Source organism: Vicingus serpentipes (assembly GCF_007993035.1).
Lineage (GTDB): Bacteria > Bacteroidota > Bacteroidia > Flavobacteriales_E > Vicingaceae > Vicingus > Vicingus serpentipes.
In genome coordinates this window covers 248,858-275,259 of the sequence record NZ_VOOS01000003.1, presented here as the reverse complement: position 1 = coordinate 275,259, position 26,402 = coordinate 248,858, and the positions used below count along the sequence as shown (strand labels likewise).

Below are 26,402 nucleotides of genomic sequence, written 5' to 3'. Positions count from 1 at the left end.
GATTTGATTATAATTTAATAAATGAAAAACCTCCAGAAAATATTAAAGTATGCTTTAAACTATAAGAAGTACGCGCTATTAAATATTATTAGCAATATTCTTTCTGTAATATTTGAACTTGTAGCAATGCTACTTTTCATCCCTTTTTTAAATCTTTTGTTCAATGAAAAAACAGTTATTGTTTCTTCATTACCTCAATTCAGTTTCTCTAAAGACTATTTTGAAGCCTATTTTAATTTTACAATGAACCAATACATTGCAGATAATGACAAATTAGCTGCACTATATTTTGTTTGCGTTCTTGTTGGAGCTATGTTCTTATTAAAGAACTTGTTTAGATATTTAGCTTTGTTTTTTATTGCTGTAATGAGAACTGGTATTGTAAAAGATTTAAGAAAAGATATTTATAACAAAATACTAATTCTACCACTATCCTATTATTCAGAAGAAAAAAAAGGCGACATCTTATCTCGGATTACTACTGATGTTCAGGAAATAGAATTCTCTATTCTAAATTCATTAGAGATGCTTTTTAGAGAGCCTATTTCTGTAATCCTATCATTGGCAGTAATGATAGCAATTAATCCTCATTTAACCCTCTTTTCTTTAATACTGCTTCCTATAACAGGACTAGTAATTGGTCGTTTAGGAAAAAGTTTAAAACGTTCATCTTCAAGAGTGCAACAACAAATGGGTGTTTTATTATCTACTGTTGAAGAAACACTTACAGGATTAAGAATAATTAAAGCATTTAATGCTGAAGAGAGTTCAAACAAGCATTTTGATCAACAAAATTCTTCTTACGCTTCGTTAACTCTTAAAATGACACGAAAAAGAGATTTAGCTTCTCCAATTAGTGAGTTTTTAGGAGCAATGGCTATGGTTGGTTTAGCATATTATGGAGGTAGTTTAGTTTTAGATGGAAATTCAGATTTTAATGGCGGAGAATTTATAGGTTATATTATCATTTTTGCAAAACTTATCGCCCCTGTTAAAGCATTTTCTTCTGCCTATGCAATCGTTCAAAAAGGTGCTGCTTCAGCAGATAGAGTTGATGCAATTTTAAGTGCTAAAAATCCAATACTTGAAAAAGAAAATCCAGAAATTCTTAATACAATCAATGAAAATATCCATTATAATAATGTTTCTTTTTCTTACAATAAAAGCGATATCGTTTTAAATAATATTGATTTAAAAATAGAAAAAGGGAAGACTATTGCTTTGGTTGGAGAATCTGGTGGAGGTAAATCTACTTTAGCTGATTTATTACCTCGTTTTTATGATGTAAGTTCTGGAGCTATTGAAATTGATGGAATCAATATTAAAAATCTATCTCTACATGGTTTAAGAAGTTTAATTGGTGTTGTAACACAAGAATCTATTTTATTTAATGATAGTGTATTTAATAATATTTCATTCGGGACTAATAATGCTTCAAGAGAAGAAGTAATAGAAGCTGCTAAAATTGCAAATGCTCATGAATTTATTATTCAACTAGAAAATGGATACGATACAAACATCGGTGACAGAGGTGGTAAATTATCTGGCGGACAAAGACAGCGATTAAGTATTGCTAGAGCGGTATTAAAAAATCCACCTATTTTAATTTTAGATGAAGCAACATCTGCTCTTGATACCGAATCAGAAAAATTGGTTCAAGATGCATTGACTAAATTGATGAAAAACAGAACTTCAATAGTTATTGCACACCGACTTTCTACTATTCAAAATGCAGATGAAATTATAGTATTACAAAAAGGCGAAATAGCTGAAAGAGGTACGCATAGTCAACTTTTATCTCAAGAAGGAATTTATAAAAGGCTATCTGATTTACAAACTTTCTCAAACTAAAATATTTTTCTATCTTTAAACAAAACAAATAAAACAGGCTACTCAATGAAACACTTAACTTTTTTACTTTCAATTACTTTACTGTTATTTTCTTGCAATTCAACTGAAAATAATCAAGAAGAAATCAATCAAGATTCAACCGTAGTTGAAGAAGTTTTTATAGATAATGCTAATGCTGAAGTTACAGCTGCCGATACAAGTTCAACAGGTGTTTATCAAGAGGAAGTTAATGAAGACGAGAATTTAACATTACAAGAATCTTTAAAAGCTAATTCAGAAACTAACATTGAAGAAACAGGCGGAATGTCTTTTTGTGATTGCGTAAAAAAACAAAAGCAATTAGAAAAAACAATGCTTGAAACAGAAGATGATGCTGAATTTGATAATGCAATGGAAGAGTTAAATAACATGAAAACTGGTGATTGTAAAATTCTATTTGAAGGTGATCAATCTAATATGGAAGCAAAACAAGCTCACGAAAGAAAAGTGAAAAAATGTTTATAAAATTCTTGCCATCATTTTATTGATAAAATCCATTTTTTTATGATGCTTAAAAAAATGTATCTTTGATTTAATTAATTTGAAGGATTATTTAATACCTATACTATGAAAACTTTACTAAGCATTGTTACTCTTTCAGTTATTACTTTTTTTGCTGTTTCTTGTGGTAAAGATGAGGTTAAGAAAGGTTGTACAGATCCTAAATCAATTAATTACAACAACTTGGCAGTTGAAGATGATGGCTCTTGTCAATATTTAGACTCTACCTTTACAATATGGGAAAACGGTAAGATTGGTTATTGGGGAGATGCAGTTACAGGATCATTTATTGTTAAAAGTTGTCATACAGATATCACTACAATTTTTTTAAATCCAGACTCTACTTTTATTCCTGCTGATACAACTATTACTCCTGGCGACAGCACATTAACACCTATACTTTTACCAGATACTACTATAACCCCTGGAGATACTATTGTAAAAGGTGATACTTATTTGTTATTAAGTAGTGATGCTGAAGGTAAATATCAATTAATTGTTCAACTTTTGAACAAGAAAAATGCTGCCGAATTTAAAAATGGGTATCTAATTTTTAATGCTAAACTTCATCCAGATGCATTAATTTCAACTTTTGAAGTTATGATTCACGGTAATCAACTTAATGCCGGAGGAAGTAATTGTGGTGTATTCCTTCAGAGTGATCCACTAACAGTTTCTACCAATATATTAGACACTAACTCATTTAAAGAAATTAAAATTCCCCTTACTGATTTCACAAACAGATATATGCAAGATATTAATTTAGTTTTCGGTTTAAAAGGTATAAATGCAACTCCTAATACTAACTTAATGATGATTAATAGTATTAAATGGGTTTCTAGATTAGAAGATTAATTAGATTGTTGTTGTTTCTGTAATGCTTCGCTAATTGATATTTTTTTTCGATTATAATAAGCTATCAAAAAAGAATCTGAGTATCCTTTATTAATAATAATCTTTTTTGACTGTTGAGCTTCTTCATATGTAGGGAAATTTCCAGCTTCATATCGGTAATAAACATTATCTATTTTTTGAGAAGAAATTGGAAAAATACCATCAAAATGTTCAGGAGTAAGCTGGTTAGCAAAAAAGCCTATTTGAATTCGATAAACTAGTCCCATTGGTATTTCAACATTAGTTGGTATTGGAACATTTTCATTATAAAATCCTTTTTTATCTGTAACAAAGACATCTCCATTAACTATTTGCATCATTTCAGCACTCAATTCATTCTTCACATTAATTAATTTGTATTCAGAATTATTAACCTTATTTACATATTGTTTTTCTTCTTCATTTAAAAGGTTAATTGCATTATTAATCTCAAGTAAATCTTTTCCGCTACTATTTTTACTTTCAACTTCAAGTAATTTAATTTCATCTCTTATTTCAATCAATCTATTTGTATAAAGTTGTTTAATTGTAACATAAGAATTCTCATCCGATTCTAAACGGGTGAAACTCCTTTTATCATCTTTTAATTGTGAAGTAATCGTCTTCGTTTTAATAAGTAAAGAGGCCATATAAGCATCAGAAATAGCGTTCCCCATATTGTACATAGCAATTTCAGAAAAGCGATTAAAAGATTGGAAATTAGAGCCATTAGCAACATTTAAAAAAGCATTTTTAGATTCTGTTTGATATGCTCTTACTATCTGCAATAATTTCTTAGCATGATAACAAGTATCTCCTGCGTAAAACAAAGAACTATCTGTAAATTTTTGAGCTATTTCTATAGAAACTAATCCACTATCGCAATTACTTAATATTTCTTTTTTAGAACTTAAAAAATAGTTCTTTCTAGAATAGTTATAAGCATCAGTATTGTATTGTGCAGCTAATATGGCAAAAGCTTTAGCTTTATTTTCATAAGCGTTTAATTCAATTTTTTGAGCATTTAATGACTGAAAAAATGTAGAAAAGATGCAAAAAAGAATATAAATTAACTGATGTTTAATCATATATCAAAAATACAAACAATGTTGATATTTGTAAGTAAACATAAACAAATTACAAGCAAAATTTGGATAAACTATAATATTACTCGATATTTGTTAGTTGTTTTTAGTATACTAAACCTATGAGATACCTTTTATCAATATTTATTTTCTTAAGCATAAATTCTTATGCCCAAGAATCTACAGATAGCGCAAGTGTATCTTCTCCTGTATTGAACGAGGAAGAAATAATTAACACTACTCCCGAAGATAATACAACTTCTTCATTCCCTATAGTTAAAGAAGAAAATATTATTTCTTCTTCCGAAGATGATAATTCATCTGAAATTATACCAGATAAAAATTTAGGAAAAGTCTTTGACGGAGCTTCAGTAAGCTTCTCTTTAGGAACAAATAATTATTTTGGAGATTTAGCCGCTTATAGCTTTTTACCTCGTACAGACCAATTGAAACAATATCTTACTCCTGGATTTAAGCTTTCTATTGCTAGAGATATAAAATGGGGCTTAGGAGCTGAATTAAGCTACCAAAGAGGACGTTTAATTGGAACACGAAAAACCGGTAAAAATTCATCACAAATATCTTTCAGAAATCAATTTTTTAATTTGGCTCTACAAGTAAAATATGATTTAGGTGCTGTTTTATTCAAAAAGAAAACTGAGACTAGATTAAAGCTATACTCTAACTTTGGGCTTGGATACATGTGGTATAGGACACAATTATTTGATTCTGAAACATTAAACACTAAAGATTTTGAAGGTTACATAGAGTCTGATAACACTATTAGTACTGCTCAAAAAGTTCTAAGCGATAAAACTCCAAAGGCTAAAGCCTTTACTATACCTTATGGAATAATTTTAACTTACAAAATCAGTCATAAAGTAGATGTTCATTTTGATCTTACACAAACTTCAACTTTTACAGATCGACTTGATGCTTTTAACAGAAGCTGGACAGCAAAAGACAAATATAATTACACAGGTATTGGGTTAACCTATAACTTTAATAGAACCCTTGATGATGCACCTAAAAAACGTCAAAAAAAAAATAAACCTACCAAAGAAAAGGTTGAAAACGTTAGTGAAGCACCTGTAAATAAAATAGGACTATTCGGAAGTAATAAAAAGAAAGTTAAAGAAGATGATGAGTTACTTAACATAAGGCTCAAATTATTTGAAACTCAGCTTAAGCTTTTTGAAATGCAATACCTTATTGGAAAATAGAATTTAATTCTCTCCTAGAATCCAAAGTTTATTCCTCCTACTATTGTTGTTTTATCACCTCTATAAATTTTAGGTGTATAATTTTCATCACCAGTAATATCACTTAATCTTACTTTTGCATAAACAAAACCATCATTAATTATTTCGTAACTAAGTGATGCTTCAACAGTTTGGTTTTGCCATACAACAGTTTCTAGAAATGGTAAACCCTTAACATTAGCATTACCTGCAACAAGTTCATATACATGTTCTGCTCCTTTTTTAGCAAACAAGTAAGACAATGAAGCTTTAAGACCTCTAAACAACCTAAAACCACCCTCTAAATAAATCTCCTGTGCATTTTCACCTAAATAATGTCCAAGTGTATAATCATTAGAAGCATATGTTGTTGTTTCAATTTGATGACGGTATGTCCATGGATTTGTTCTTGTATACTCTGCAATTATGTATGTATTTTTTATAGGAAAGTTATTTATCTTGAAACCTAATTTAGCACTCAATATATTAGAACTTTTTTCTGAATCAAATATTTTTCCAATACTAATCTCATCGATAAAAACTGAGGTATATAAGTGTAGGTGTTTAATTTGTCTAGAGCTAATATTTATAAACATCTGCGAATTTTGACCTAACGCATTACTTCCTGCACTATTATAGGTATGATCTACAGATTTGTAAAACATAAAAGGGATTAAATAAAATGGTTTTATTGCATCATCTGAATAAATGATAGAATTACCAACAGAAAAATGTAATCTTTTAAAAGGTTTAAATGTAAAAAGATTAGCTGCTCTATTTTTATTAATAAATATATCGCGAGCTACATTATTATAAGTAAAACTTCTGTTACTATCTATAAGCTCCGAAACCAACCAAGAATGCGTATAGTTTAATTCAAACCATTTAACTGGTGATAAGTTAAAATCTATGTAGCCTACAGAAGGAGCTTTATCAGAACGGATGTTAGCTCCGTGATAATTATCTCCCCAAGTAAAATTATTTTTAGAAAAACCTAACCTCATCCATTCAGTTGAATAATAAATCGAACCCAAGGCTTCACTATAATCACTTCTTGCTCCTTCTTGACCTTGATTAATCTTAAAATTACCTCCTTGGCTATAAGTTAAAAATTGTGGTGAAGTTAAAATATCCGAAATACCATTATCTCTTAAACTTGCAGAAAAACCTAAATGCTTTCCTACATATCCATATAATTCTCCTCCGTTACGCCGATGAATATAATTTCCAGAACTATTTGTTCCATATTCCATTCCTAGTATTGGATTTACACTTAAAGTGAATAGACTATCTTTATAAAAAAACAAATCTTTCCTTTTTTCAAAATCACCTTTCGCCTTTAATTCTTTATTAAAATCTCTAAAGTAAAAAGCTAGTTCTTTTGTTTGCCTTTTGTTTAATTCATCTTTATGAGTTTCTATTTCAACTAACTTTTTTGCTATAAAATTTCTAGAATATGGCTTTACCGAAGAGTTCAACTCAATGTATTTCATTTGTGCCATTTCATCTAAAAATTCATATACACTTGACGAAATTGGCTGCATAACAACCTGTGCTTTAATTGTATTAAAACCTACAAACACAAAAAGTAAAAGAGTGATTCTTTTTAACATATTTATTGATTAATTACTTCTAACTTTTTTAATAATAATATTTGAAAACGCCTTAAAAAAATACTTTAAATCAGTAGAAAAAGGATTCTTTAAATAGGCATCTATATATTTTAATTCTGAATCCATTATTTCATCCAAGGTTTCAGGCATATCAGCATAAAATGGTGGAATCAATCCAGGTTTAATTGTTTTTCTCTTTTCGATTAGTTCTGAACTATATAAACTTAAATAATGTTTGCTTAAAGGTCGAACACCCACAATTTTAAGCTGTCCTTTAATTAAATTAACTAACATTGGTAACTCATCTATCCATAACTTTCTTAAAACTTTCCCCCAAGTAGTTACCCTAAAATCATTTTTAAATTTACCTCCTTTCTGTAAATCATTAATTTTATAAATATAGTCTTGCAAATACTCTGCATAAGGATGCATTGTCCTTATTTTATAAACATTAATTAGCTCTCCATTTTCTCCTACTCTATTCATTCTAAATAAAATACTAAAACGAGGTTCTTTTACATTTTCAATAGTCTTTATTTTTTTAGCTACAAAATAGTTAATGTTATCAATTTCATGTTCATTAACTATTTCAAAGCCACAATAAGCCAATCTTCCTAATGCTTCAGCCCTAGATAGAACCTGATTTCTTCCTGCAGTAACAAAAAAATAAAGCCATCTAGTAATCCAAAGCTTTGAAAAAACACGTTTAAAAATAAAATCAAATAGATAGTATATTTGAGCAATTCCAATCGGATACTTCTTATAAATTCTCTTTCTTCGTTCCTTCTTGGTTTCTACACAACCAATAAAAACTCCACCATTCTCTAATTTATCATTAATTAACTTAAAAAAATCATTGATTTTTTTAATATCGTTAATCTTATTTAAGTTGATAATTCCCTTTTTTGATGAAGGTATTTTTAACACATTAAAAGCAGTAGTAGTTTTAACAACTTCAACATCTTCACTTTCTATATCAAGAAATTTAGATAAATACGCATAAGTTTTCTCTCCTTGCTCCGCTATAATTATCCCTTTATTCATTCTCTCTTAAAAGTAGTTATTTTTTCCTGTTTTCAATAAAATACTTAGTCCATAACTCAGCTACATCAATAGTATCTCTCAGCATTAACTCTTTTCTTTGTTTAAAATCTCCTTCAAGATTTTTGTTATTCAACAACGTTTCTATTCTAGAAAAAAGCAAATCAGGATTATTAGTTGGCACACCAACCGTTAACCTATACTTATGTTCCAACTCTTCTAAATACCCTAATCTACCAACAAAATCATTAAAACGAACCGAAGGAGTTCCTAAAACTGCCGCTTCAGCTGCCATAGTTTGGCTATCCCCAATATACATCTTAGCATAAAATAATGCATGATGTATATTTTTAGGTTGTATATGAATACGGTAAGATTCAAGTTCCGTTTCTAATTTTCGCTCTGAGGTAATATAAACTCGACCAAAAGGAGATAATAGCTTGATTAGCTTTTTTGCTATAACCAAATCAATACCATTTTTACCTTCATCATGATGCGCTGTAAGTTCGGCAAACCTTAAAATAAAGTAATCTTCATCATCTTTAACCAACTCTGAAACTTTAGATTTATCTGGGGTAAAATAATTAGGATGCAAATAAGCTAACTCGTGGTAGCCTTGATAAGCAACTTTATTATTATAGGGAGTTATATCACAGCTATTAGGTGAAAATACTGCTGTTGCATATTTAAAGCCGTATTTAGCTAAAAAAGGAACCTCTTTAGCGTCATCTTCATTTAATATTACAGAAGGAATATTTATGATTTTACCTATATGAGCAATAACAATATCTGTTCCTATAAGCATTTTAGGGCGATACTTTAAAGCTAAACGAAATAAAACGAACTCTCTAAAAAGAATTGTTTTAACCAATGCTAATTTACTTTTACCTTTTCTCGGTTTAAGGTAAATAATTTCATAAGGTAATCCCTCCAATAAATCAAAAAGCACATCTTTACCTCTAGCAACAATAACTACTCTAAAACCTTTTGCAGATAATTGCTTAATAACCACAGAAACATTATGATAATGAGCAGGGTGACCCAAATAAAATAAAAATGTTTCCGCTTTGTTTGCCATATTCAGCAATAATAATAAAAATGAGAGTAAATCCTTATAAAGGAACGATAAAGAAATACAGCATTTTGTTTAAAAACTTTTTGAAAGCGTGAGCTTAGCATTTTTGAATGTCACTACTCTCAATCCTTTTTTGTGAAAACTTCGTCCTTGTTCTTTTGTTGGTGCTCTATGATAACTCTCTTGATAAGGAGATTTAATTACATCTAAACTCTTAACATTCAATTTATTTAAGGTTTCTACTAAACCTACTGCCATAATTTTTTTTGTATGGTAAGCAATTGCATATTGGGTTGGTTGAGCTGGCATTGGAATTTCTTTTTGCCATACAATTTCTCCAGCATCTAGTTTCTCTACCATTGTATGAATAGTTGTTCCTATTTCTTTGTCCCCATTAAACAACATCCACCAACTTCCAAAAACACCTCTATGCCTTGGCAACAAGGTGCCATGTGCATTTAAACAAACCTTGTTTGGAAGATTTAATAAATCTTTACCAAATAATTGAGGGGGTGAAATAGACAATACAACATCTATTTTTAACTCTCTGAGTTTAGTTAAATAGAATGGGGAATTGATATCGTTTGTTTCAATTTCATTAATTGCATTTTTAGCATAAACATGTTTTACAGAAAATGGATTATCAACACCCATTTTTGCTAAAATTTTAAATCCAATTTTACAATAAATAAAAAAACAAGTTGTTATAAAAAGCTCCCAATAAGTATAAATTTGAGTACGCTCCAGCAACCAATCTTTCATTGTTTTATTTTTACGATGAGGCTGTAAGCGTGATGCTCCAACTATTTCAAAATTTTCATTTTGATGCTCAACTAAATAACGAATTACTTTAGGAATGTAAAAAGGTTCTTCTTGAGATACTATAAATACTCTTAATTTACTCACTTAACAAATAATGCTTTTTTTATGCTGTTTTTAATGTTTTGCAAAAATAACTCTTGTATCCATTCTAACCTATTATTTGACCAACGTTGTGGATGAATATTCTGCATTATTTTATTAGGCAATTTTCCTTCTTTGAAAGCTATTATCAAATCATCTGTAGAATGAAATGTGAGCTCAAATTTTGAGGCTACTTTATCTCTAACACTCACTTTATTTCCATCCCATTTTCTTCCTGTATCGGTAATGTAAAAAACTTCATTAAAATCAATATCAAAATAAGGTTCAGCTACTGAACCAAAATCTTTATAGTTGTATTTATCCCAAAGCTTTCGGTTATCATGTCTTGAAAGCGGACTCCCATGCATACAAACTGTTTTAACAGGATAGAATTCTCTTAGCTTAGTTAACCATTTCTCAAAATGAACAATTGCATTTTCATAATCACCTTTACAAATTGTAAGGTCTTCATAATGGTAACCAATTTCATGACCCAAATTTGCTATTTGTTTAATTACGCTAACATCAAAACTTTCAGGAACAGCTCTAAAATAATAGGTTCCTGTTACACCTAATTGATGTTGTAATTGAGCTGTTCTTAATGAATTTTGTGGTTTTTTATCCACATCATGCCTTAAAATCAAAACCTTTTCAAAATCATTATTTAAATAGTTTTGATAAGAAACTAATTGATATCCATTATCAATTGCAGCTTTTAAAAATGCTTCATATTTCTCTAACGTAAAATCTTTAGCCATTTTGAGCATTTTTTAACTCTGTTAACGCTAAGAACATCCATGCTTGGCTCCAACGCATAAAAGGAGTTTTTATCGTATACAAAGGATACTTTTTATAATAGAAGAACCCTTTTTTACTCTGCATATTTTTTATAGTCCAATTAGCAATAGTAGCAGAAAAAACTGAATAGTCTGCCGACAAATAAGACAACCTTGTGAAGGTAATTATTCCTTGTGATTGGTTATGAATTTCTACTGGATATTCATTGGGAACTCTAAAAATAGATTGACCTGTTTCTTTAAACTGATTTTTGAAATAATAAGCTGCACCAAGTTTAAGTGCATTTAAATAACTAGCGTTTTCTCCACAATATTTTAAAACATAATGAATCGAATCCAACACATATCCTTGATGAAAATCAATTTGGGTTCGCTCTTTTCCTGTTTTTAAATCAATACTATAATTCCATAAACCAGAGTCTTTTTGATAAGCAATTGTAAAATCTGTCATTTTACATGCTAAATCTTTATACTTTTCTTCTTTAGTTAAAAAATATAATCTTGCATACAACTCTGCTCCTAACATATTAGCATTGTAACAACAATCTACAGCTTTTGTGCTGTAACTTACACAACACCCTTTTTCTGTCTTACTCCAAGTCAACTTATGTTCAGTAAAATCACCTATGCTTTTTAAAACCTCTAAAGCTTTAGGATTTTTAGTAGCTTGGTAATATTCAAAAACTCCTTTAGATACAAATCCACTAACCACTATTGTTGGAGAAAATTTTTCTAAAAACTTAACTGGACTTGCCCAATCAAAATTATACCCCCAACAATATTCATCAAACCCTTTGGTTTTGTTATCGATTAACCAAGTAAAAAGAAACTCCATTTTGGTTAATGTTGTTTCGCTTTTATTTTTCTGATAATCTAAAGAATAAGTATGCAAGAGCAACCCAATTGCTTTCGGATTATAATCTTTATTTATACCTAAAAGATTTCTAATGTTAAATGGATTTCTTTTCTGAAATTGAATAGCCAAAATTGGCCCCCACTTCCCTAACCAATGAAAAGGTATAGGAGAATTCAAGGTGTCATAAGGGTCATACCCCTTAAAATTTTCAGATTCTATATAAGCCTGAAGATTATTTCGTGATTGAAAAATATCCACTAGGCTCCTTTAATTTTATCTAAAACTGTAAAAGTAGCTTTGCTTGAATTGTAACAGTCAGTAAAAGAAATTGGAAGTTCCTTCCCTTCTTTTATTGCCAATAAAAATTCTTCTATTTCTGTAGCATGTCCTTTATCTTGAGATCCATTTTTTATGGTTTTCTTTCCTTTTCCTAAAATATCCATTGTTTTATAATCATCTAAAACAATGGCTTTTTCACCACAAAAAACCTCTAAATATTCTTTATTTAATGATTTACTACCATTAGAAAAATAAGAAATACTTGCAACACTTCCATTTTCAAAAGCTAGACTTATGCTCACTGTATCTAACAAGTTATTGGCATCTTTTAATGCATTTGCATCTACTTTAGTTATTGCTGAACCAGCTATAAAAGCACATAAATCTATAAAATGGCAAGCTTCTCCAATAATTCTTCCTCCACCTACTTTTGGATCTTGAGTCCAATGATCAGCAGGAAGTTTACCTGCATTAATTCTATAATTAATGGCTTTTGGCAAACCCTCATTTAATTCCTTTTTTAAAGCTATAATTTGAGGAGCAAATCGTCTATTAAATCCAACCATTACTTGCCCCGAACTTTTACTTTCTGCTTCTTTAATCGCTTCTAATTCTTCTTTTGTTAAAGAAAGTGGCTTTTCTACAAAAACATTTTTGTTTGCATCTAAAGCTTGGATAACATAATTAGCATGTAAATTATGAGGCGTAGCAATAAAAACTGTATTTATATTTTTATCGTTAATTACCTCATTAGCATCTCCAGTACAGTTATCAAAACCATACTTATTGGCTACATTTCTTGCTGTTGTTGCTCTAGCAGTAGCAACATTAACTAACTTTTCGTTTCTTAAATTAGGAAGTAAAAAGTTTTGTGCAAAAGAACCTGCTCCAATAAAACCAATATTTACATCTTTAGAATTGTAACTTTTTTCGTTGATTTTTATGGTTCTTTTCAACTCTTTTGTGGTGTCATATTTTAAAACAATCCCACATATATGCTCTGATCTATCAACTATTAATTGATAAGCATCTTTAGCTTTTTCAAAATTAAACTGGTGAGAGATTAAACTCTCTAAATCTAACTTCCCATCTTCTACTAAGCTTACAAAAGCTTGCATATTTCTATTCTCTGTCCAACGAACATAACCTATTGGATAGTCATTGCCTTTTTGTTCATAATCGTTATCATAACGACCAGGGCCATAAGAAGATGACATTCTTAAATCTAATTCTTTTTTGAAGTAATGTTTTCTATCAAATCCTGTTGGAACTGCACCAACAATTACCACTTTCGCTTTTTTTCTTGCTATTTCACCAGCAAAATTAACAGGCCGTAAAGATGATGTACCTGCTGTAATGATTACTGCATCGGCACCATTACCATTGGTAATTTGTTCTATCACACTTCCTATACCCTCATCATTACTGTTAAAAGCATTTTTAAATCCAGTTTTCATGGCTAAATCTACCTGATTCTGGTCTATATCTAAAGCAATAACTTTAACTCCTGAAGCTCTTAACAGCTGAGCGGTTAACTGACCAACTATTCCTAAACCAATTACCACACAATTCTCTCCTAGGGTTAGTTCTGCTTGTCTAACTCCTTGTAAAGCAATAGCTCCAATGGTTGCAAAAGATGCACTTTTAACTACCTCTGGATTATCTATTTTAACACATAAATTTTTAGGTACAACTACAACTTCTGAATGATTGGCAGTTTGACCTCCACACGCTACAAAATCTCCCACTTTTAAATGTTTTATATCATCAGATATGGCAATGACTTCTCCAGCACAACTATACCCCATAGGATTTGGTGATTCTAGCTTATTCATCACCATTTTATAGGTTTTCATTACTCCATGCGTTTTCGCGGCAGCAATTACTTTCTTTACTTCTTCTTGTCTGGCTTTAGCTTTTCCAATATAACTTAATCGAGCATCTTTAACTGTTTTCCCTTCTGTACCTGCACTAATTACCGAATAATGATTTCTTACCATTACTTGTCCTTCACCTAAAGCTGGAAATGGCACTTCAAGTAACTGCATATGTCCATCTTTTAAATTCTGTGTTAATTGATCCATAAGTAGAATTCAGTAAATCGTTTAGTTAAAAATTGATAGAATGTAAAGATAACATTCATAAAGGAAAAACTCCTAATCTAAAATGTACATTTTGTACCACTCCTGAAAAGAAATTAAAGCATAAATTAATGCTGAATTATCTTCTCTACCTGATAAATGAGACTGAATAGATTTCTCAATATCATCCATAGAAAAACCATCAATACTTACTAATAACTCTCTATCTAATAAATCGTTAATCTTTTTTTCTGAACTAAATATACTTCTTAAAGGCATCCCAAAACCAGCTTTTCTTCTATTGGTAACATAATTGGGTAAGTCGTTTTTAAATGCTTCTTTTAAAACAGTTTTTGTTGTGCCCGAATTACTTAATTTATATTTTCTTGGGATAGAATGAGCAAATTCTATAACTCTATGATCTAAAAAAGGAACTCTTCCTTCTACTCCATTTGCCATGGTCATTCTGTCTAAATAAGCAACATTTTTTTGTAAAAAATTCTCAAACTCAAAAGTTTTAAAGCATTCATAAGGGTCTTTTCCTTCAGGAAAATAATTACTTAACATTTGTTTTGTTGCTTCAGTATCTCCTTTAAAAATTGATAGCGAATTTTCAAAATCTCCTACAATTGTATATAAACCATATTTATAATTTGGATAATTATAATATTTACCCAGTTTATGTAAGTACCTTCTAAAGGCTTTTAACCTTCCATTTCCTTGATCAATGCTGTATAATTTTTTAGCGATAAATTTATCTAACGGAAGTTTGCCAAGCCAACCATCCAACAAAGTCATTTGATGACCTGCATAACCTAAAAATATTTCATCGGCACCCATTCCACTCAAAATAACTTTAGATTGTTCTGCAGCTTTTTGGGTAATCAAAAACGAAGGAATCTGTGAGCCATCAGCAATTAAATCATCACTATATTTAATGGTATTTCTAATTTGCTCTATGTTAGTATTATCGCTTCCTATTGGAATTTCTGTCATATTTAAATGCCACTCATTAGCCAGTTGTTGAGCGTATTTAAAATCGGAAGTTGTCCCTTCTTTAATAAGGTCTTTTGTTTCCTTACTTGCACAATAATGCATAATATTTTCATTTCCTTTTAAAAAGGAAGCAATAATGGAAGAATCCAACCCACCAGATAAAAAAGTACCTACGGGAACATCTGCAATTAAACGTTTTTCGGTAGCATCTTGCAATAAACTTTTTATTTCTATTTGTGCGTCTTGAAAGCTAATGCCCTTGTATTTATCTTTTTGGTGAGGCTCCCAATATTTTTTTATTTGAAAAGAAGAATCATTAATGTCATAAACTGCAAAATGTCCAGCTTTTAAGCGATTAATATTTTTAAACAAGGTTTCATTTGCCGGAGAATATTTAAACACAAAATACTTTTGTAAATTTTCTATTTCCAATTCAGCTTTTACACCTGCTTTTAAAATAGATTTAATTTCCGACCCAAAAATTAACTCCTCATTTTTAAATGAAAAATAAAGTGGTTTTACCCCTGCTCTATCTCTAATCAGGTAAAATTTATTCTCGTTCTCATCTAATATAGCGATAGCAAAATCACCATTTAAAAAGTCTAAAAAAGATATTCCTTTTTGCTGATACAACTTTAAAATAACCTCAGTATCGGTATTCGATTTATAGCTCTCGTTTTTTAAATATGTTGCTTTTAACTCTTTAAAATTGTAGATTTCTCCATTGAAAACCAATTGAACTTTTTTGTCATTAGATACAAAAGGTTGATTGCCATTTTCAGATAAATCTAAAATACTTAATCGAGTATGACCTAAACCAACAAACTTGTTATTAATGGTAGATTCATATAGACCAAAAGCATCTGGACCACGATGCTCTAATGCGCTTACCATAGTATTTAATGGTAATTTACGATTAGCTATATAACCTGTTATTCCGCACATAAAGACAAAGGTAAAAGAAATTGCTGGTTTTACTTTTTTATGTATTGACTTTCTCCTTAAAATACGCTAACTTCGTTTAACACAATGTAAGAAACATTAAAACGTTTCCAACAAAGACGTTATACGAAAGCTAGCTTTCAATTATCCATTTAAATACACTTTTTAAATTTTCCACCATTTTTTCTTCCGTAAAATTAGCCGTATAAATTGCTTTAGATTTTATCGAAAATTGAGCACGTAAATTACTGTCTGTAATTAATAGTTCTAATTTTTCAGCAATCATTTCTGGCTTTTCTGCAGGTATTATAAACCCGTTTTCTCCATCTATTACCGATTCTATTATTGCACCTTGGTCGGTAGCAATAATCGGCAAACTATTCGCCATGGCTTCAACAATTACCCATGGATGTCCTTCAGGCATTTTTGGGCAAAAAACAAAAATATCAGCGTTGGCGAACAACTGCATTTTATCTTCTCCTGCTTGTGGTTTAAACAATGTTACATTGTCCAATTTATTTTCTTCAATTATAGACAAGCAATTTTGCTTAAAGGTTTCGTTATCCCAAGCTCCGGCAGCATTTAGCTTAAAATTTGTAATCCCTTTTTGTTTTAACAACGCTACTGCTTTTAGCACGTCATCAAAGCTTTTTGAGGGTAAAAAATTAGCTAAATATAATAGATTTAACCCTTCTTCATTTTTTGTTTTCAACTCATAATCAGCCCCATTAGGAACCACAAAAATCTGTTCTTCGGTAAAAAAATCTTCAAATAAATGTTTTAAGTTTTTTCCTAAAACAATAACTCCCTCACATTTTTTTAGGGTTTTCCTTACAAAATTATTAGTCGAATTTCCTGCAGCCGAAAGCCAATTCTTAAAATTACTTCCTCTTAATTGAACAATAACTTTAGCATATTTTGCTCCTATGAAAATGAATGGCGCATCTTTTACAAACCCCATTGTAGTTTGGCTAATGGGTACCAATATTACATCTGGCTTTTGCTCTTTAACAATTGATTTATAACGTTTGTATAAGGTTATACTTTTAAAAAATTTAGAAAAACTCCATTTACCCATCGTGGCAACTTCTGCATTTATTCTTGTATCAAAATGGATGAGTTTAAACTGATTTTTTAATGATGAATTAAGAATAATTTGTGTAGCAATAGCTGGTCCCATTAAAGGTGGAGGCAATTTACCTAAAATCAATATGGTTGGTTTATGTTCCATTATGTTTGCATTTGTTTAGGTAAAGCCACATAGGCAAACACACACATTACCACATACATAAATGGAGGGTAATAAGTAGGCACAATACTAATTGAAAACAGAACTAAAATTCCGAGTGTTCCAAAGGCTAAATACTTGGTAGCATTCTTTAATTTCTTTGCACGATTATAAAATATTACTAATAAAGTGATGTAATAAAACAACCCAAAATAACCTGACAAGAACAACATTCTTACATAATCGTTGTGCGACCCTACTCCTACATAATGAAATGAATATTTTAAAGTTGTTGGGTATCCAAAAAATTGTGCAAATACATTTTCGTTAGTAAAGGTTTCAAACATTGCAGTCCAACGCCCTACTCTACCATGCATTAATCGTCCAGACTCTTGTTCTCCTTCATAAACCTCAATATCAGTTTCTAGTAAGGGTGCTATTTTTTCTTCGATAATGGGTTGACCAAAAAGGTAAAAAATTAAAAACACCAAAACAGATAAACTTATTGCTGCACCTTTATTGGCTTTAAAATTAAACACCATAAACAATAACAAGATTCCGAAAAAGATAGTATAAGATGCAATGTGATGAATATTAACCAAAGTTAACACACACAAAACTCCAACGATAATAACTGTTCTAGTTCGCTTTATTTTAGGAATTTCACCCTTGCGTGAAAAGTAAAAGTAGGTAGCAATTAAAAAACAAAAAGCTAAGTAAATACCATAACTAACTACATCACCAAAACTCCCTTGTATTCTTTCCATACCTCTACTTTCAACTACTCTTATGGCTCCGAAAACTAACTCATAAATAAGAATAGCTGCTACAAATGCTCCAGAGTATAAAAATGTAGTTAAAATTCCATCTAAATCCTTTTTAGATTGGATAAACCTTCGAGCAAAATAATAGAGGTAAATTGGGATGGTTAATTTCAATAAAAATTCAAATGAAATAGCTGAAAGTGGATCGAAAAGAATAACAAAAAAAGTACCCAACAATATAAAAACCGACCAAATATTAAAATATTTATCCAACTTGGTTCTTTTGGGTTTTGGAAGTTTAGCTATAACTATAAGAACCAAAACAGGAGTTAAGACTCCCACAATATAAAGTGGCGATAAAAATGGAGAAATGTTTTTTAGAAAATAAAGGTTATCAATAATTGGTCGTAAAAGTACCACAATGATAAACCATTTTAAAATCCACGGTTTGGATTTCAGCCATATTTTCCAATCTTTAAATTTCACTTAAGGCTATAATTTGAGTTGCTAAATTACCATAAGAAAATTTCTTTGCTTCACTTATGCGTTCTTGCCTTTTTTCTTTCTGATGATTAATACTTTCAATCATCACTTCTTCGTTCAAATCTGTAAAATAAAAGCCATTTTTATTGGTTAAGATATGACTGATGTTTTTTTGTTTTGGTAACAACAAAAACAACCCAGTTGCCAGTGCTTCAAAAATAGAAATGGCAGCACGAGTAAAAATTGCTGAATCGGCTGCATTGTAATATTTTCTAGTTTCAGAAGCGTGAGTAAACGACTTACAAATAATTCTGTTTTTAAATTCCTTTTGAGAAATGTATTGCTGCAATTGTATACCATATTCATCTTCCAAAAAACCAACAATGAGGTAATTAATATGAAATCCTTTTTGATTTACTGACTCTACTAAATCAATTACTTTCTCCAATCCTTTTTCTGGAACTACACGAGTTGTTGTAATGAGAAGTGTATCATTCTCTCCAATTCCCAACTGTTTTCGTTCTTCTCTTCGTTCCAAGTCATTATAAAAAAAATGCGCTTCATCAAATCCTAGGGAAATTTGCTGGCTTTTTTCTTTTAACAAATTAGCATATTTTTCACTCACAAATTGAGTGATTACATCAATAGTTGATGGTGTATAAGGTAAAAGAACATCCGATTTTTTGATGGCTTTTAAGTAAACTTTTTTCTTAAACACCTGTTGAAGAATGGTATTCTTCAGCTTTTTAATAGCACTTTTCGTAGTGTAAGTTTCTTCATTATCACCTAATAAGGTAATGAGCTTAAATTTTCTGTCTTTAATTTCATAAATCGGATTAGGAAATAATTTTCCCACACCAATACAGATGACTAATTGAGGTTCAAAAAGTTGAACTTCTTTAGCCAATCCTTTCGATTTAACCATTTGCCCCATAGAAAAACTGGCAGGCAATCTCAAAATTTTATAAGGTGTATTATCTGTTAGCTTAGCTACCGATTGAACATAAGAAGGAATAATTCTTGAAGTAAAGACTTTTACTTCATGTCCTAATTGATGAAAAGCATTTGCTAAATGGACTTCAATGTAACCCATTGAAGGAATAAAGTGTCCACATACAATTGCAATTTTCATTATCCTTTTAAATTATAAATATTATACCATTTAATAACTGAATAAGCTCTCCAAAACTCACTTAAATGCGATGCATTAGAGAAGTCTTTATCACACAACTGCAACACATAACTTCTATCCATTATTGATGGGATTTCACTATCTTTTAACTCCTCGGTCAGTTTCTTCATCAATTCATTTTTCCAATCTTGCTGAGGCGTTACAAAACCTTTTTTATCTTTTCGCCAAACTACTTTATCGTCCAGTTTATCATTTAACATTTTTCGAAGCACATACTTCGTCCATCCTTTGTGTATCTTTTGTTCGTTGGGTAAAGCTCTGATAAATTCTACCAATCTATGGTCTAAAAATGGAACTCGTGATTCAATAGAAAAAGCCATTGAATTTCTATCCTCATACCTCAATAATTCATACATACCAAATTTAACACTTAAATCAACGTGTTCATAATAGGTTTTTCCTCCTCTTTTAGGAATAACTAATTGTAGTTCGTTTACCTTATTTGGATTGATAAAATTATAACTCAAACGTTCTTTTGCTCTAAGTTGCTTTTGTAAGCTGCTTGGTAAATAATAATATGCAGCTCTTAATACTGCATTTTTTATTTGGGGGGTAAAGTTATTTTTGAGTTGCTGGTATTCCTTAAAAAATCGATTAAACTGAAATTTTTTCAATAATTCAATTAAATGAATTCCAGCAAAATTGTAGTAGCCACCCAAAACTTCATCAGCTCCTTGCCCGTCCAATAAAACTTTTATATTGTTCTGCCCAGCACATTTCATCACTTCCCATTGTGCAAAAATAGAAGTTGAACCAATAGGCAAATCCTGAGCATAAATCATTTTATCCATATCCGCTACTAAAGTTTTAGCATCAGGATAAGTATAAATATCTTTTACATTTTTTAAATCGTTAGCCACCATTTTGGCATATTCCGATTCATCAATAATTTTGTTTTGATATGCTGCTGTTATCGTTTTTAACGGAACATCTTTTAATTGCTTACTAGCTGAGTAAACTATTGCACTTGAGTCTAATCCACCACTTAAACAGGATCCAATTTCCACATCTGATCTTAAATGCAAAGCAATAGAATCATTAAACAGTTCCTCAAAATTTTGAATGTTGGTTTCAATGTCTGCTTTATTATTAGCAACCTTTTCATCAATTGAAAAATAGGATTCTTTAGTCAATGAAAAGTCTTCTAAGTAGAACTGATAATTACAGCCTGGTTCAACATCTACAATGTTTTCAAATAAGTTTTGATAGGGTTTTGCAGTTGTTCCAAATGCTAAATAACTTCCTAAATTTTCATTCGAAATACTTTTGTCAACTGCTTTTAATTTTAGTAAAGCTTTAATTTCAGAAGCAAAAGCAAAACAATTTTCGTTCTTAAAAAGATAAAGCGGTTTTATTCCAAATCTATCTCTAGAAAGTGTTAAAGTATTTTCTTGATTATCGTAAATAACAAATGCCCACATCCCTACAAACTGAGAAACACAATTTTTTCCCCATTCAGCAAAAGCATTGATAATTACTTCGGTATCTGAATGTGATTTAAATCCATACCCTTTTTGTTCTAATTCTTGCCGAATTTCCTTAAAATTATATACCTCCCCATTAAAAACAATCGTATATCTTTCGTCTGCTGTTGTTAAGGGCTGGTGTCCTAAAGCCGAAATATCTAAAATGGATAATCGCCTGTGGACTAAAGCTAAGTTGGGTGAATAATTAATTTCAGAAAGGTGCTTTAACGATTGTAATTCAGAAATGGTATCGTTTCCTCTGCAATGTTGCACTTGTTCAGGGCTAGCTAGAAAAAACCCTTCATCGTCGGGTCCGCGATGTTTTATGGTTTGAGACAAAGTGATAACTTCTTCAATCTCAATTCCTTTGGGCTGATATATTCCTGCTATTCCGCACATTAAATTATTGCTTTATAAACGTCTATCAAATACTTTCCAAAACTTTCCAATCCAAATCGATCTATCACTTGTTGGCGAATTTCTTGAGCATTGTAATCGCTTCTATGCTTTATTATTTGCTCCATAGCCGCAGCTATTTCATTTACATTATTGGGCTGAACTAATATACCATTTTTATCGTTGATAAATTCTTTCGGTGCTGTTTGGTTAGTACAAACAACAGGCAAACCAGAACTTAATGCTTCTGCTACCACTAAACCAAAAGTTTCGTGCCGGCTAGGAAAAACCATAAAACTACTATTGCTAAACACTTCAGCAATTTCAGCTTTAGTTAATGTTCCTTTTAAAATTACATTCTTTGATAAATTATTTTTGGAAATGTATCGTTCAATCGCCTCCAAATCTTCTCCTTCTCCAATAATCGTTAAGGTATAATCTGGATGTTTATCTAAAAGTTGATGAAACGCTTTAAGCGTTCTTAACCCTCCCTTAAATTTATCTAGCCGACTTACAAAGACTATATTTTTAGCAGTTGAAGTGCTTAATTGATAAATGTCGGTATTAACAGGATTGTAAGATACTTCAACTTTATCGGCAGCGATTCCCAACTTTAACACCTGCTGTTTTTGATGTTTACTCACCACCAATACTTTGGCTGCTTTATTGAATACAAATTTGGAAATTTTGCTTTTTAGCCAACTATCTAAAATTCTGGAATAAGGACCAGTATGTTCAGTAACTACAAAAGGAACCTTTAATTTTTTGCTAATTAAATAAGCCAGTGTTCCGTTTAAAATAGCTCCATGTGCATGAATTATTGTTGTATCGCTATACGATGAGCCTAATTGAGTTCCTTTTAAAAACCATTGAACATATTTGAAAGGCTTTAAAAATGCACTTACTTTTTTATTGGCAAGGTTGTATCGTCTTACTTTAAATTGACCTCGAAAAAGTTCATCACTAATTCCTTTTTCTTTTCCTCTTAACCGAATATAAAGAGTTTGAGTATCAATATTTTCGACACTTTTTAAATAATCTTCTACAAAAACACCTTTCCAGTCGCCTTCAAAATCGGGGAAAAGTTCGGGCAGTACCAAAAGTTTGATATGTTTTTGTTCGGTCAATCTTTTTTAAAGAGATAAATGTAATCACTTCCTAAAGAAGCATTTTTGTTGTTCCCTACTTTTCCAAACCACTTTCTGGTTAGTTTGTATTTTTTAGTATTAGAAAATAATTTAGAAAAACCAATAAATGATTGATTGTAACGAAATACTTTCTGGCAAGTAAATCCTGCTTTTTTAAAACTGTTTTCTACCAGACTGGTTGGCACTTTGTTTAAAGAGTATTTATCTTTTCCTAACAACTTACGAACTCCCAAATACAAACGAATAAGTTTACTGTAAAAATGGTCGCTATTGGTGTTTTGTATAATAATGCTTCCGCCCTTTTTCACTTTGCTTTGAATGTAATTCAGAAATTTATCAATATCATCAATGTGTGCTAAAATGCCTAAAGAAATAATTAAATCAAATTCTTCATCCTGAAAATTGGTATCGAAAATATCTCCACAGGTAAAGGAAATATTGTTTGCATTTTCTTGTTCGGCATATTTTTTTGCCAGTGCAATCATGCTTTCAGAAAAATCAACTAACGTTAATTTTTCAAATTGTTTTTTGTTTTTTAATGAAATAACTCCATTACCACAAGGCATATCCAACACATTATCAAACTGCTCATCCACTATCATCTCAGCCACCGTTTCAGTTCTTATTTTGATGTTATAATCAAAATTAAAATAGATATCGGTTTGTTCAAAAAAATGCTTTACTTCTTCCTTGCGCTTCATAGTTATTTTCTATCCCTCAAAGATAAAGTTCTTGTTGAATTTTGCAATGAGATGGAGAAGCAATTATTAATAACTTGGTTTTGTTATATTTGAATTACAAAGCCAATAAAATATATTCTCTATAATCTAAATCAATGAAACATAAAATATACCTATTCTTTATTAGTATATTACTTACTTCGGTTGTAAGTTGTCGCTTTTTTGAACCTAAATATGAAAATATTATTATAGGTTCTTATTGTGGTATGTGCTATAATCATTGTTCAATAATGATTATGGTGAAAAATAATTCTAACAAAATTGACACTTCTGATTTCTTTTTTCAAACAAAAAATTATAATTATTTTGAAAATAATGAAGGAGTAAATCAATCTATCATCCCTCAGAAAGAATTGATAGGATTAATAAACCTTCTTCCTGACAACCTTAATAAATATCCTGAAAAAATTGGATGTCCTGACTGTGTTGATCAATGTGGTATTTTAATTAAATTTAGTAATAAAATAATTTATCTTGATCCAGAAGATCATCCTAAAGAATTTGATCAATTCGAAGAAAAATTAAATAAAATTGTCAATCAACTTCGGTCTGATTTTTATTAAAAATTAATTAAAGTTATATTAATTCCACTTCCTCTCCAATCGTTTTTCATTCCATTTTTTTAGTCCAAAAATGGTAATGATAAAAGTAACAATAGAGCGCATTAAATTCTTGCGTTGGCATTTGCTAATGAGTGCTTTCATCTCAGCTGCATGAAGTGAATTTTGTGACAAGAGTATTTGATAGCCTTCTTTATATGAATTGCAATTCACATTACTGGCTCCGCCAATTCTAAATACTGTTAAAGCTTTGTTAATATATTTAAACTGCTTCCCTGCTTTGTAAATTCTGTATATCAAATCGTAATCAGCTGAAAGTTTATAGCTTTCATTAAAAAGTCCTACATCACCGTACACTTGTTTTTTAATAAAAGTAGCTGGATGAAAAATGGGCATAGTTTGCTCCATTAGCTCAATGTTCGGTTCTACTTCTTTTAAATATTCTTGTCCGCTAAAAGCTCGAAGTTTGGTCATGTTTCCATACACCACATCGGCTTTGGTATCTTCAAATTTATCGACTACTAGTTGTATCGTTTCGGGGTAGTAATAATCATCAGCATTTAAAATGGCTATGATATCTCCTTTTGCCAATTTTAACCCTTTATTCATCGCATTGTAAATGCCAGAATCTTTCTCTGAAATAAAAGTGTCAATTTTTGCCTCGTACTTTTTAATAATATCTATTGTTCCATCGTTGGAAGCTCCATCGATTATAATATATTCAATGTTGCCATAAGTTTGCGCTAATACACTTTGAATCGATTGCTCAATATGATTTTTTCCGTTGAAAACAACTGTAATGATTGAGACCAATGGATTCATTAATCTCTCATTTTTAAAAGCTTCAACGGAGTACCTCCATAAATTCCATAAGGAACTAGCTCGATATTTTTTACCACAGTTGAATTAGAGCCAATAAAAACTCCTTTAGGAACAGTTACTCCCATCAACACTACACAACCAGCACCAATTCCAGTATCTTCTCCTAAAACAATAGGTTCAGAAACATTACCTTGCAAACGATAAGGTTTATCTTTTTTCATTTCGTGAAAACTTCCTCGTACGCTCACATTCTCAGCAATAGCAGCCCAATCGTCTATTTTAATTTCAGAAATGGTACTCAATAAAATATTGTCGGCTAATAAAACATTATTTCCTAAAGTTAATTTTCCTTCGGAGCCAATTTCAAAAACCACATGTCTACCCAAGGTGACATTGTTACCAATTACAATATTCTTTTTAGGTACTGCTCTCATTTTAGGAAATCCCATACACTTTAAGCCTTTCCCAACTTTACAGCCATGAAGTTGTAAATACAATTTGAAAAACCTCCCTTTGCAACGATACCTAATATTTCGACATGCTTGTTCTATGTAAACAATTAATCCAACCATTATTTCAATTCAATTTCAGGGTAAAAATTAGGTGTTTTCATCTGCTCTTTCAACTTTGCATAACCTTGAATAATACGAACGTATTCGTAGCCTTTTTCTTCAGTATCCGAAAACTCCCATTTGCTAAAATAATGTTTTTCGTTTGGACCAGAATATTTTGTTAAAATAACCTCATGCTTTTTATCGTAAGACCAATCTTTAGGTACTACTCTTTCATTTTTAATTCCATTTACAGTAAAATGTTCTACTTTTTTCCCTAGTAATGTCATTCGTATTTCATAATCATGATCTTCATAACCTATTCCAGGAAAACGTTCATCAAACCAACCGACTGTTTTTACCAGTTTTTTACTGAGCATATAATGACTAAAACTACCATTAATTAATCCAAATTCTGAGTTTAAAATTCCGCATGAAATGATATCTTTTTTAAACGATTGAGAAATATTGATATCCTCATTCATTAAAAACACTTTTTGCGATGGTGATTTAATTAAAATTTGATTCCATAACTTACATAATCCTTGAGGTTCTTTATAGGTAATTAAACTTACATTCTGGTAAGGTTGAACCCATTTAGTAATTTGTTCTAAATATTTCTCTTGTTCAATTAAATTATGGTAACCATTAACAGCAATAATAATTGGTGATTCAGGAAACAAATAGACCATTTTTTTTACCAATGGCTTTAAGTATGTTTCAAATCGTTCTTTATATGTTGTTATTCCAAAAGTAAAAGAAGTATCTGAGTAAGACTTACATTCTTTGGGCATTGCAATAAAAAGCCAGCTTAATCTTATAAAAAACCATTCTACTTCATGCCAATACTGCTTTAATATTCTCCTGATCTTATTCATT

Annotated in this window: 23 protein-coding genes; 5 read left to right on the top strand and 18 right to left on the bottom strand. The window is 30.5% G+C overall.

Features of this window, described 5'->3' with window-relative positions:
• The first annotated feature begins 21 nt into the window (after positions 1 to 21).
• The 3 genes from FRY74_RS07640 to FRY74_RS07630 all read left to right on the top strand — a co-directional run bounded on the left by FRY74_RS07640 (position 22) and on the right by FRY74_RS07630 (position 3,246).
• A complete protein-coding gene (locus FRY74_RS07640; protein ID WP_147100189.1) occupies positions 22 to 1,851 on the top strand; it encodes an ABC transporter ATP-binding protein in 1,830 nt (609 codons plus the stop codon).
• 45 nt (positions 1,852 to 1,896) lie between these two features.
• A complete protein-coding gene (locus FRY74_RS07635) occupies positions 1,897 to 2,355 on the top strand; it encodes a hypothetical protein (protein WP_147100187.1) in 459 nt (152 codons plus the stop codon).
• A 102-nt stretch (positions 2,356 to 2,457) separates the two neighbouring features.
• Complete coding sequence (locus FRY74_RS07630) at positions 2,458 to 3,246, top strand: hypothetical protein (RefSeq protein ID WP_147100185.1); 789 nt, start codon at positions 2,458 to 2,460, stop codon at positions 3,244 to 3,246.
• Here the strand turns inward: FRY74_RS07630 and FRY74_RS07625 are convergent.
• Complete coding sequence (locus tag FRY74_RS07625; RefSeq protein ID WP_147100183.1) at positions 3,243 to 4,352, bottom strand: SPOR domain-containing protein; 1,110 nt, start codon at positions 4,350 to 4,352, stop codon at positions 3,243 to 3,245. The genes FRY74_RS07630 and FRY74_RS07625 overlap by 4 nt on opposite strands.
• 119 nt (positions 4,353 to 4,471) lie before the next feature.
• Between FRY74_RS07625 and FRY74_RS07620 the strand changes: the two genes are divergently transcribed.
• Positions 4,472 to 5,572 (top strand): hypothetical protein, encoded by a 1,101-nt coding sequence (locus tag FRY74_RS07620; RefSeq protein ID WP_147100181.1) that lies wholly within the window; start codon positions 4,472 to 4,474, stop codon positions 5,570 to 5,572.
• 14 nt (positions 5,573 to 5,586) lie between these two features.
• Here FRY74_RS07620 and FRY74_RS07615 read toward each other — a convergent pair whose 3' ends face one another.
• The 14 genes from FRY74_RS07615 to FRY74_RS07550 form a co-directional block, all read right to left on the bottom strand.
• Positions 5,587 to 7,203 carry a hypothetical protein gene (locus FRY74_RS07615; RefSeq protein WP_147100179.1) on the bottom strand — a complete coding sequence of 539 codons (1,617 nt, stop codon included), beginning with the start codon at positions 7,201 to 7,203 and terminating at the stop codon, positions 5,587 to 5,589.
• 9 nt (positions 7,204 to 7,212) lie between these two features.
• Complete coding sequence (locus tag FRY74_RS07610; RefSeq protein WP_147100178.1) at positions 7,213 to 8,247, bottom strand: sugar transferase; 1,035 nt, start codon at positions 8,245 to 8,247, stop codon at positions 7,213 to 7,215.
• 16 nt (positions 8,248 to 8,263) lie between these two features.
• Positions 8,264 to 9,322 carry a hypothetical protein gene (locus FRY74_RS07605; protein ID WP_147100175.1) on the bottom strand — a complete coding sequence of 353 codons (1,059 nt, stop codon included), beginning with the start codon at positions 9,320 to 9,322 and terminating at the stop codon, positions 8,264 to 8,266.
• 69 nt (positions 9,323 to 9,391) lie between these two features.
• Positions 9,392 to 10,225: a formyltransferase family protein gene (locus FRY74_RS07600; protein WP_147100174.1), complete on the bottom strand. Its 834-nt coding sequence runs from the start codon at positions 10,223 to 10,225 to the stop codon at positions 9,392 to 9,394.
• Positions 10,222 to 10,980, bottom strand: coding sequence for a hypothetical protein (locus tag FRY74_RS07595; RefSeq protein WP_147100172.1), 759 nt, complete (start codon positions 10,978 to 10,980; stop codon positions 10,222 to 10,224). The genes FRY74_RS07600 and FRY74_RS07595 overlap by 4 nt, the downstream gene beginning before the upstream one ends.
• Positions 10,973 to 12,133, bottom strand: a complete 1,161-nt coding sequence (locus FRY74_RS07590) for a glycoside hydrolase family 88 protein (protein ID WP_147100170.1) — start codon at positions 12,131 to 12,133, stop codon at positions 10,973 to 10,975. Before FRY74_RS07590 ends, FRY74_RS07595 begins: the two co-directional genes overlap by 8 nt.
• A complete protein-coding gene (locus FRY74_RS07585; protein ID WP_147100168.1) occupies positions 12,133 to 14,238 on the bottom strand; it encodes a bi-domain-containing oxidoreductase in 2,106 nt (701 codons plus the stop codon). The genes FRY74_RS07590 and FRY74_RS07585 overlap by 1 nt, the downstream gene beginning before the upstream one ends.
• 72 nt (positions 14,239 to 14,310) lie before the next feature.
• On the bottom strand, positions 14,311 to 16,176 hold the full coding sequence (gene asnB / locus FRY74_RS07580) for an asparagine synthase (glutamine-hydrolyzing) (protein ID WP_147100166.1): 1,866 nt from the start codon (positions 16,174 to 16,176) through the stop codon (positions 14,311 to 14,313).
• Between the two features lie 130 nt (positions 16,177 to 16,306).
• On the bottom strand, positions 16,307 to 17,404 hold the full coding sequence (locus FRY74_RS07575; RefSeq protein ID WP_147100164.1) for a glycosyltransferase family 4 protein: 1,098 nt from the start codon (positions 17,402 to 17,404) through the stop codon (positions 16,307 to 16,309).
• Positions 17,404 to 18,651 carry a hypothetical protein gene (locus tag FRY74_RS07570; protein ID WP_147100162.1) on the bottom strand — a complete coding sequence of 416 codons (1,248 nt, stop codon included), beginning with the start codon at positions 18,649 to 18,651 and terminating at the stop codon, positions 17,404 to 17,406. Before FRY74_RS07570 ends, FRY74_RS07575 begins: the two co-directional genes overlap by 1 nt.
• Complete coding sequence (locus FRY74_RS07565; protein ID WP_147100160.1) at positions 18,641 to 19,780, bottom strand: glycosyltransferase; 1,140 nt, start codon at positions 19,778 to 19,780, stop codon at positions 18,641 to 18,643. Before FRY74_RS07565 ends, FRY74_RS07570 begins: the two co-directional genes overlap by 11 nt.
• Positions 19,780 to 21,705 (bottom strand): asparagine synthase (glutamine-hydrolyzing), encoded by a 1,926-nt coding sequence (asnB, locus tag FRY74_RS07560; RefSeq protein WP_147100158.1) that lies wholly within the window; start codon positions 21,703 to 21,705, stop codon positions 19,780 to 19,782. The genes FRY74_RS07565 and asnB (FRY74_RS07560) overlap by 1 nt, the downstream gene beginning before the upstream one ends.
• On the bottom strand, positions 21,705 to 22,802 hold the full coding sequence (locus FRY74_RS07555; protein WP_170227979.1) for a glycosyltransferase: 1,098 nt from the start codon (positions 22,800 to 22,802) through the stop codon (positions 21,705 to 21,707). The genes asnB (FRY74_RS07560) and FRY74_RS07555 overlap by 1 nt, the downstream gene beginning before the upstream one ends.
• 23 nt (positions 22,803 to 22,825) lie before the next feature.
• Positions 22,826 to 23,551 (bottom strand): class I SAM-dependent methyltransferase, encoded by a 726-nt coding sequence (locus tag FRY74_RS07550; RefSeq protein WP_147100154.1) that lies wholly within the window; start codon positions 23,549 to 23,551, stop codon positions 22,826 to 22,828.
• A 134-nt stretch (positions 23,552 to 23,685) separates the two neighbouring features.
• Here FRY74_RS07550 and FRY74_RS07545 point away from each other — a divergent pair, with 134 nt between their 5' ends.
• A complete protein-coding gene (locus FRY74_RS07545; protein ID WP_147100152.1) occupies positions 23,686 to 24,153 on the top strand; it encodes a hypothetical protein in 468 nt (155 codons plus the stop codon).
• A gap of 18 nt (positions 24,154 to 24,171) precedes the next feature.
• On the opposite strand, the gene FRY74_RS07540 is transcribed toward FRY74_RS07545, so the two are convergent.
• The 3 genes from FRY74_RS07540 to FRY74_RS07530 are packed head-to-tail and all read right to left on the bottom strand — an operon-like array spanning position 24,172 to position 26,401.
• The gene (locus FRY74_RS07540; protein WP_147100150.1) at positions 24,172 to 24,972 is read right to left on the bottom strand and encodes a glycosyltransferase family 2 protein; all 801 of its coding nucleotides are present in this window, start codon (positions 24,970 to 24,972) and stop codon (positions 24,172 to 24,174) included.
• Positions 24,972 to 25,544 (bottom strand): acyltransferase, encoded by a 573-nt coding sequence (locus FRY74_RS07535; protein WP_147100148.1) that lies wholly within the window; start codon positions 25,542 to 25,544, stop codon positions 24,972 to 24,974. Before FRY74_RS07535 ends, FRY74_RS07540 begins: the two co-directional genes overlap by 1 nt.
• Positions 25,544 to 26,401, bottom strand: coding sequence for a glycosyltransferase family 2 protein (locus FRY74_RS07530; protein ID WP_147100147.1), 858 nt, complete (start codon positions 26,399 to 26,401; stop codon positions 25,544 to 25,546). Before FRY74_RS07530 ends, FRY74_RS07535 begins: the two co-directional genes overlap by 1 nt.
• Position 26,402: the final 1 nt, after the last annotated feature.

What these genes read in the sequence shown, in the direction of transcription:
- asnB (WP_147100166.1), bottom strand. Translation starts at nt 16,176, where the DNA reads ATGTGCGGAATAACAGGTTATATAGCTAATCGTAAATTACCATTAAAT.
- FRY74_RS07605 (WP_147100175.1), bottom strand. Translation starts at nt 9,322, where the DNA reads ATGGCAAACAAAGCGGAAACATTTTTATTTTATTTGGGTCACCCTGCT.
- FRY74_RS07585 (WP_147100168.1), bottom strand. Translation starts at nt 14,238, where the DNA reads ATGGATCAATTAACACAGAATTTAAAAGATGGACATATGCAGTTACTT.
- FRY74_RS07635 (WP_147100187.1), top strand. Translation starts at nt 1,897, where the DNA reads ATGAAACACTTAACTTTTTTACTTTCAATTACTTTACTGTTATTTTCT.
- FRY74_RS07545 (WP_147100152.1), top strand. Translation starts at nt 23,686, where the DNA reads ATGAAACATAAAATATACCTATTCTTTATTAGTATATTACTTACTTCG.
- FRY74_RS07610 (WP_147100178.1), bottom strand. Translation starts at nt 8,247, where the DNA reads ATGAATAAAGGGATAATTATAGCGGAGCAAGGAGAGAAAACTTATGCG.
- FRY74_RS07640 (WP_147100189.1), top strand. Translation starts at nt 22, where the DNA reads ATGAAAAACCTCCAGAAAATATTAAAGTATGCTTTAAACTATAAGAAG.
- FRY74_RS07615 (WP_147100179.1), bottom strand. Translation starts at nt 7,203, where the DNA reads ATGTTAAAAAGAATCACTCTTTTACTTTTTGTGTTTGTAGGTTTTAAT.
- FRY74_RS07630 (WP_147100185.1), top strand. Translation starts at nt 2,458, where the DNA reads ATGAAAACTTTACTAAGCATTGTTACTCTTTCAGTTATTACTTTTTTT.
- FRY74_RS07540 (WP_147100150.1), bottom strand. Translation starts at nt 24,972, where the DNA reads ATGAATCCATTGGTCTCAATCATTACAGTTGTTTTCAACGGAAAAAAT.
- FRY74_RS07620 (WP_147100181.1), top strand. Translation starts at nt 4,472, where the DNA reads ATGAGATACCTTTTATCAATATTTATTTTCTTAAGCATAAATTCTTAT.
- FRY74_RS07575 (WP_147100164.1), bottom strand. Translation starts at nt 17,404, where the DNA reads ATGGAACATAAACCAACCATATTGATTTTAGGTAAATTGCCTCCACCT.
- FRY74_RS07530 (WP_147100147.1), bottom strand. Translation starts at nt 26,401, where the DNA reads ATGAATAAGATCAGGAGAATATTAAAGCAGTATTGGCATGAAGTAGAA.
- FRY74_RS07550 (WP_147100154.1), bottom strand. Translation starts at nt 23,551, where the DNA reads ATGAAGCGCAAGGAAGAAGTAAAGCATTTTTTTGAACAAACCGATATC.
- FRY74_RS07565 (WP_147100160.1), bottom strand. Translation starts at nt 19,780, where the DNA reads ATGAAAATTGCAATTGTATGTGGACACTTTATTCCTTCAATGGGTTAC.
- FRY74_RS07535 (WP_147100148.1), bottom strand. Translation starts at nt 25,544, where the DNA reads ATGGTTGGATTAATTGTTTACATAGAACAAGCATGTCGAAATATTAGG.
- FRY74_RS07625 (WP_147100183.1), bottom strand. Translation starts at nt 4,352, where the DNA reads ATGATTAAACATCAGTTAATTTATATTCTTTTTTGCATCTTTTCTACA.
- asnB (WP_147100158.1), bottom strand. Translation starts at nt 21,705, where the DNA reads ATGTGCGGAATAGCAGGAATATATCAGCCCAAAGGAATTGAGATTGAA.
- FRY74_RS07595 (WP_147100172.1), bottom strand. Translation starts at nt 10,980, where the DNA reads ATGGCTAAAGATTTTACGTTAGAGAAATATGAAGCATTTTTAAAAGCT.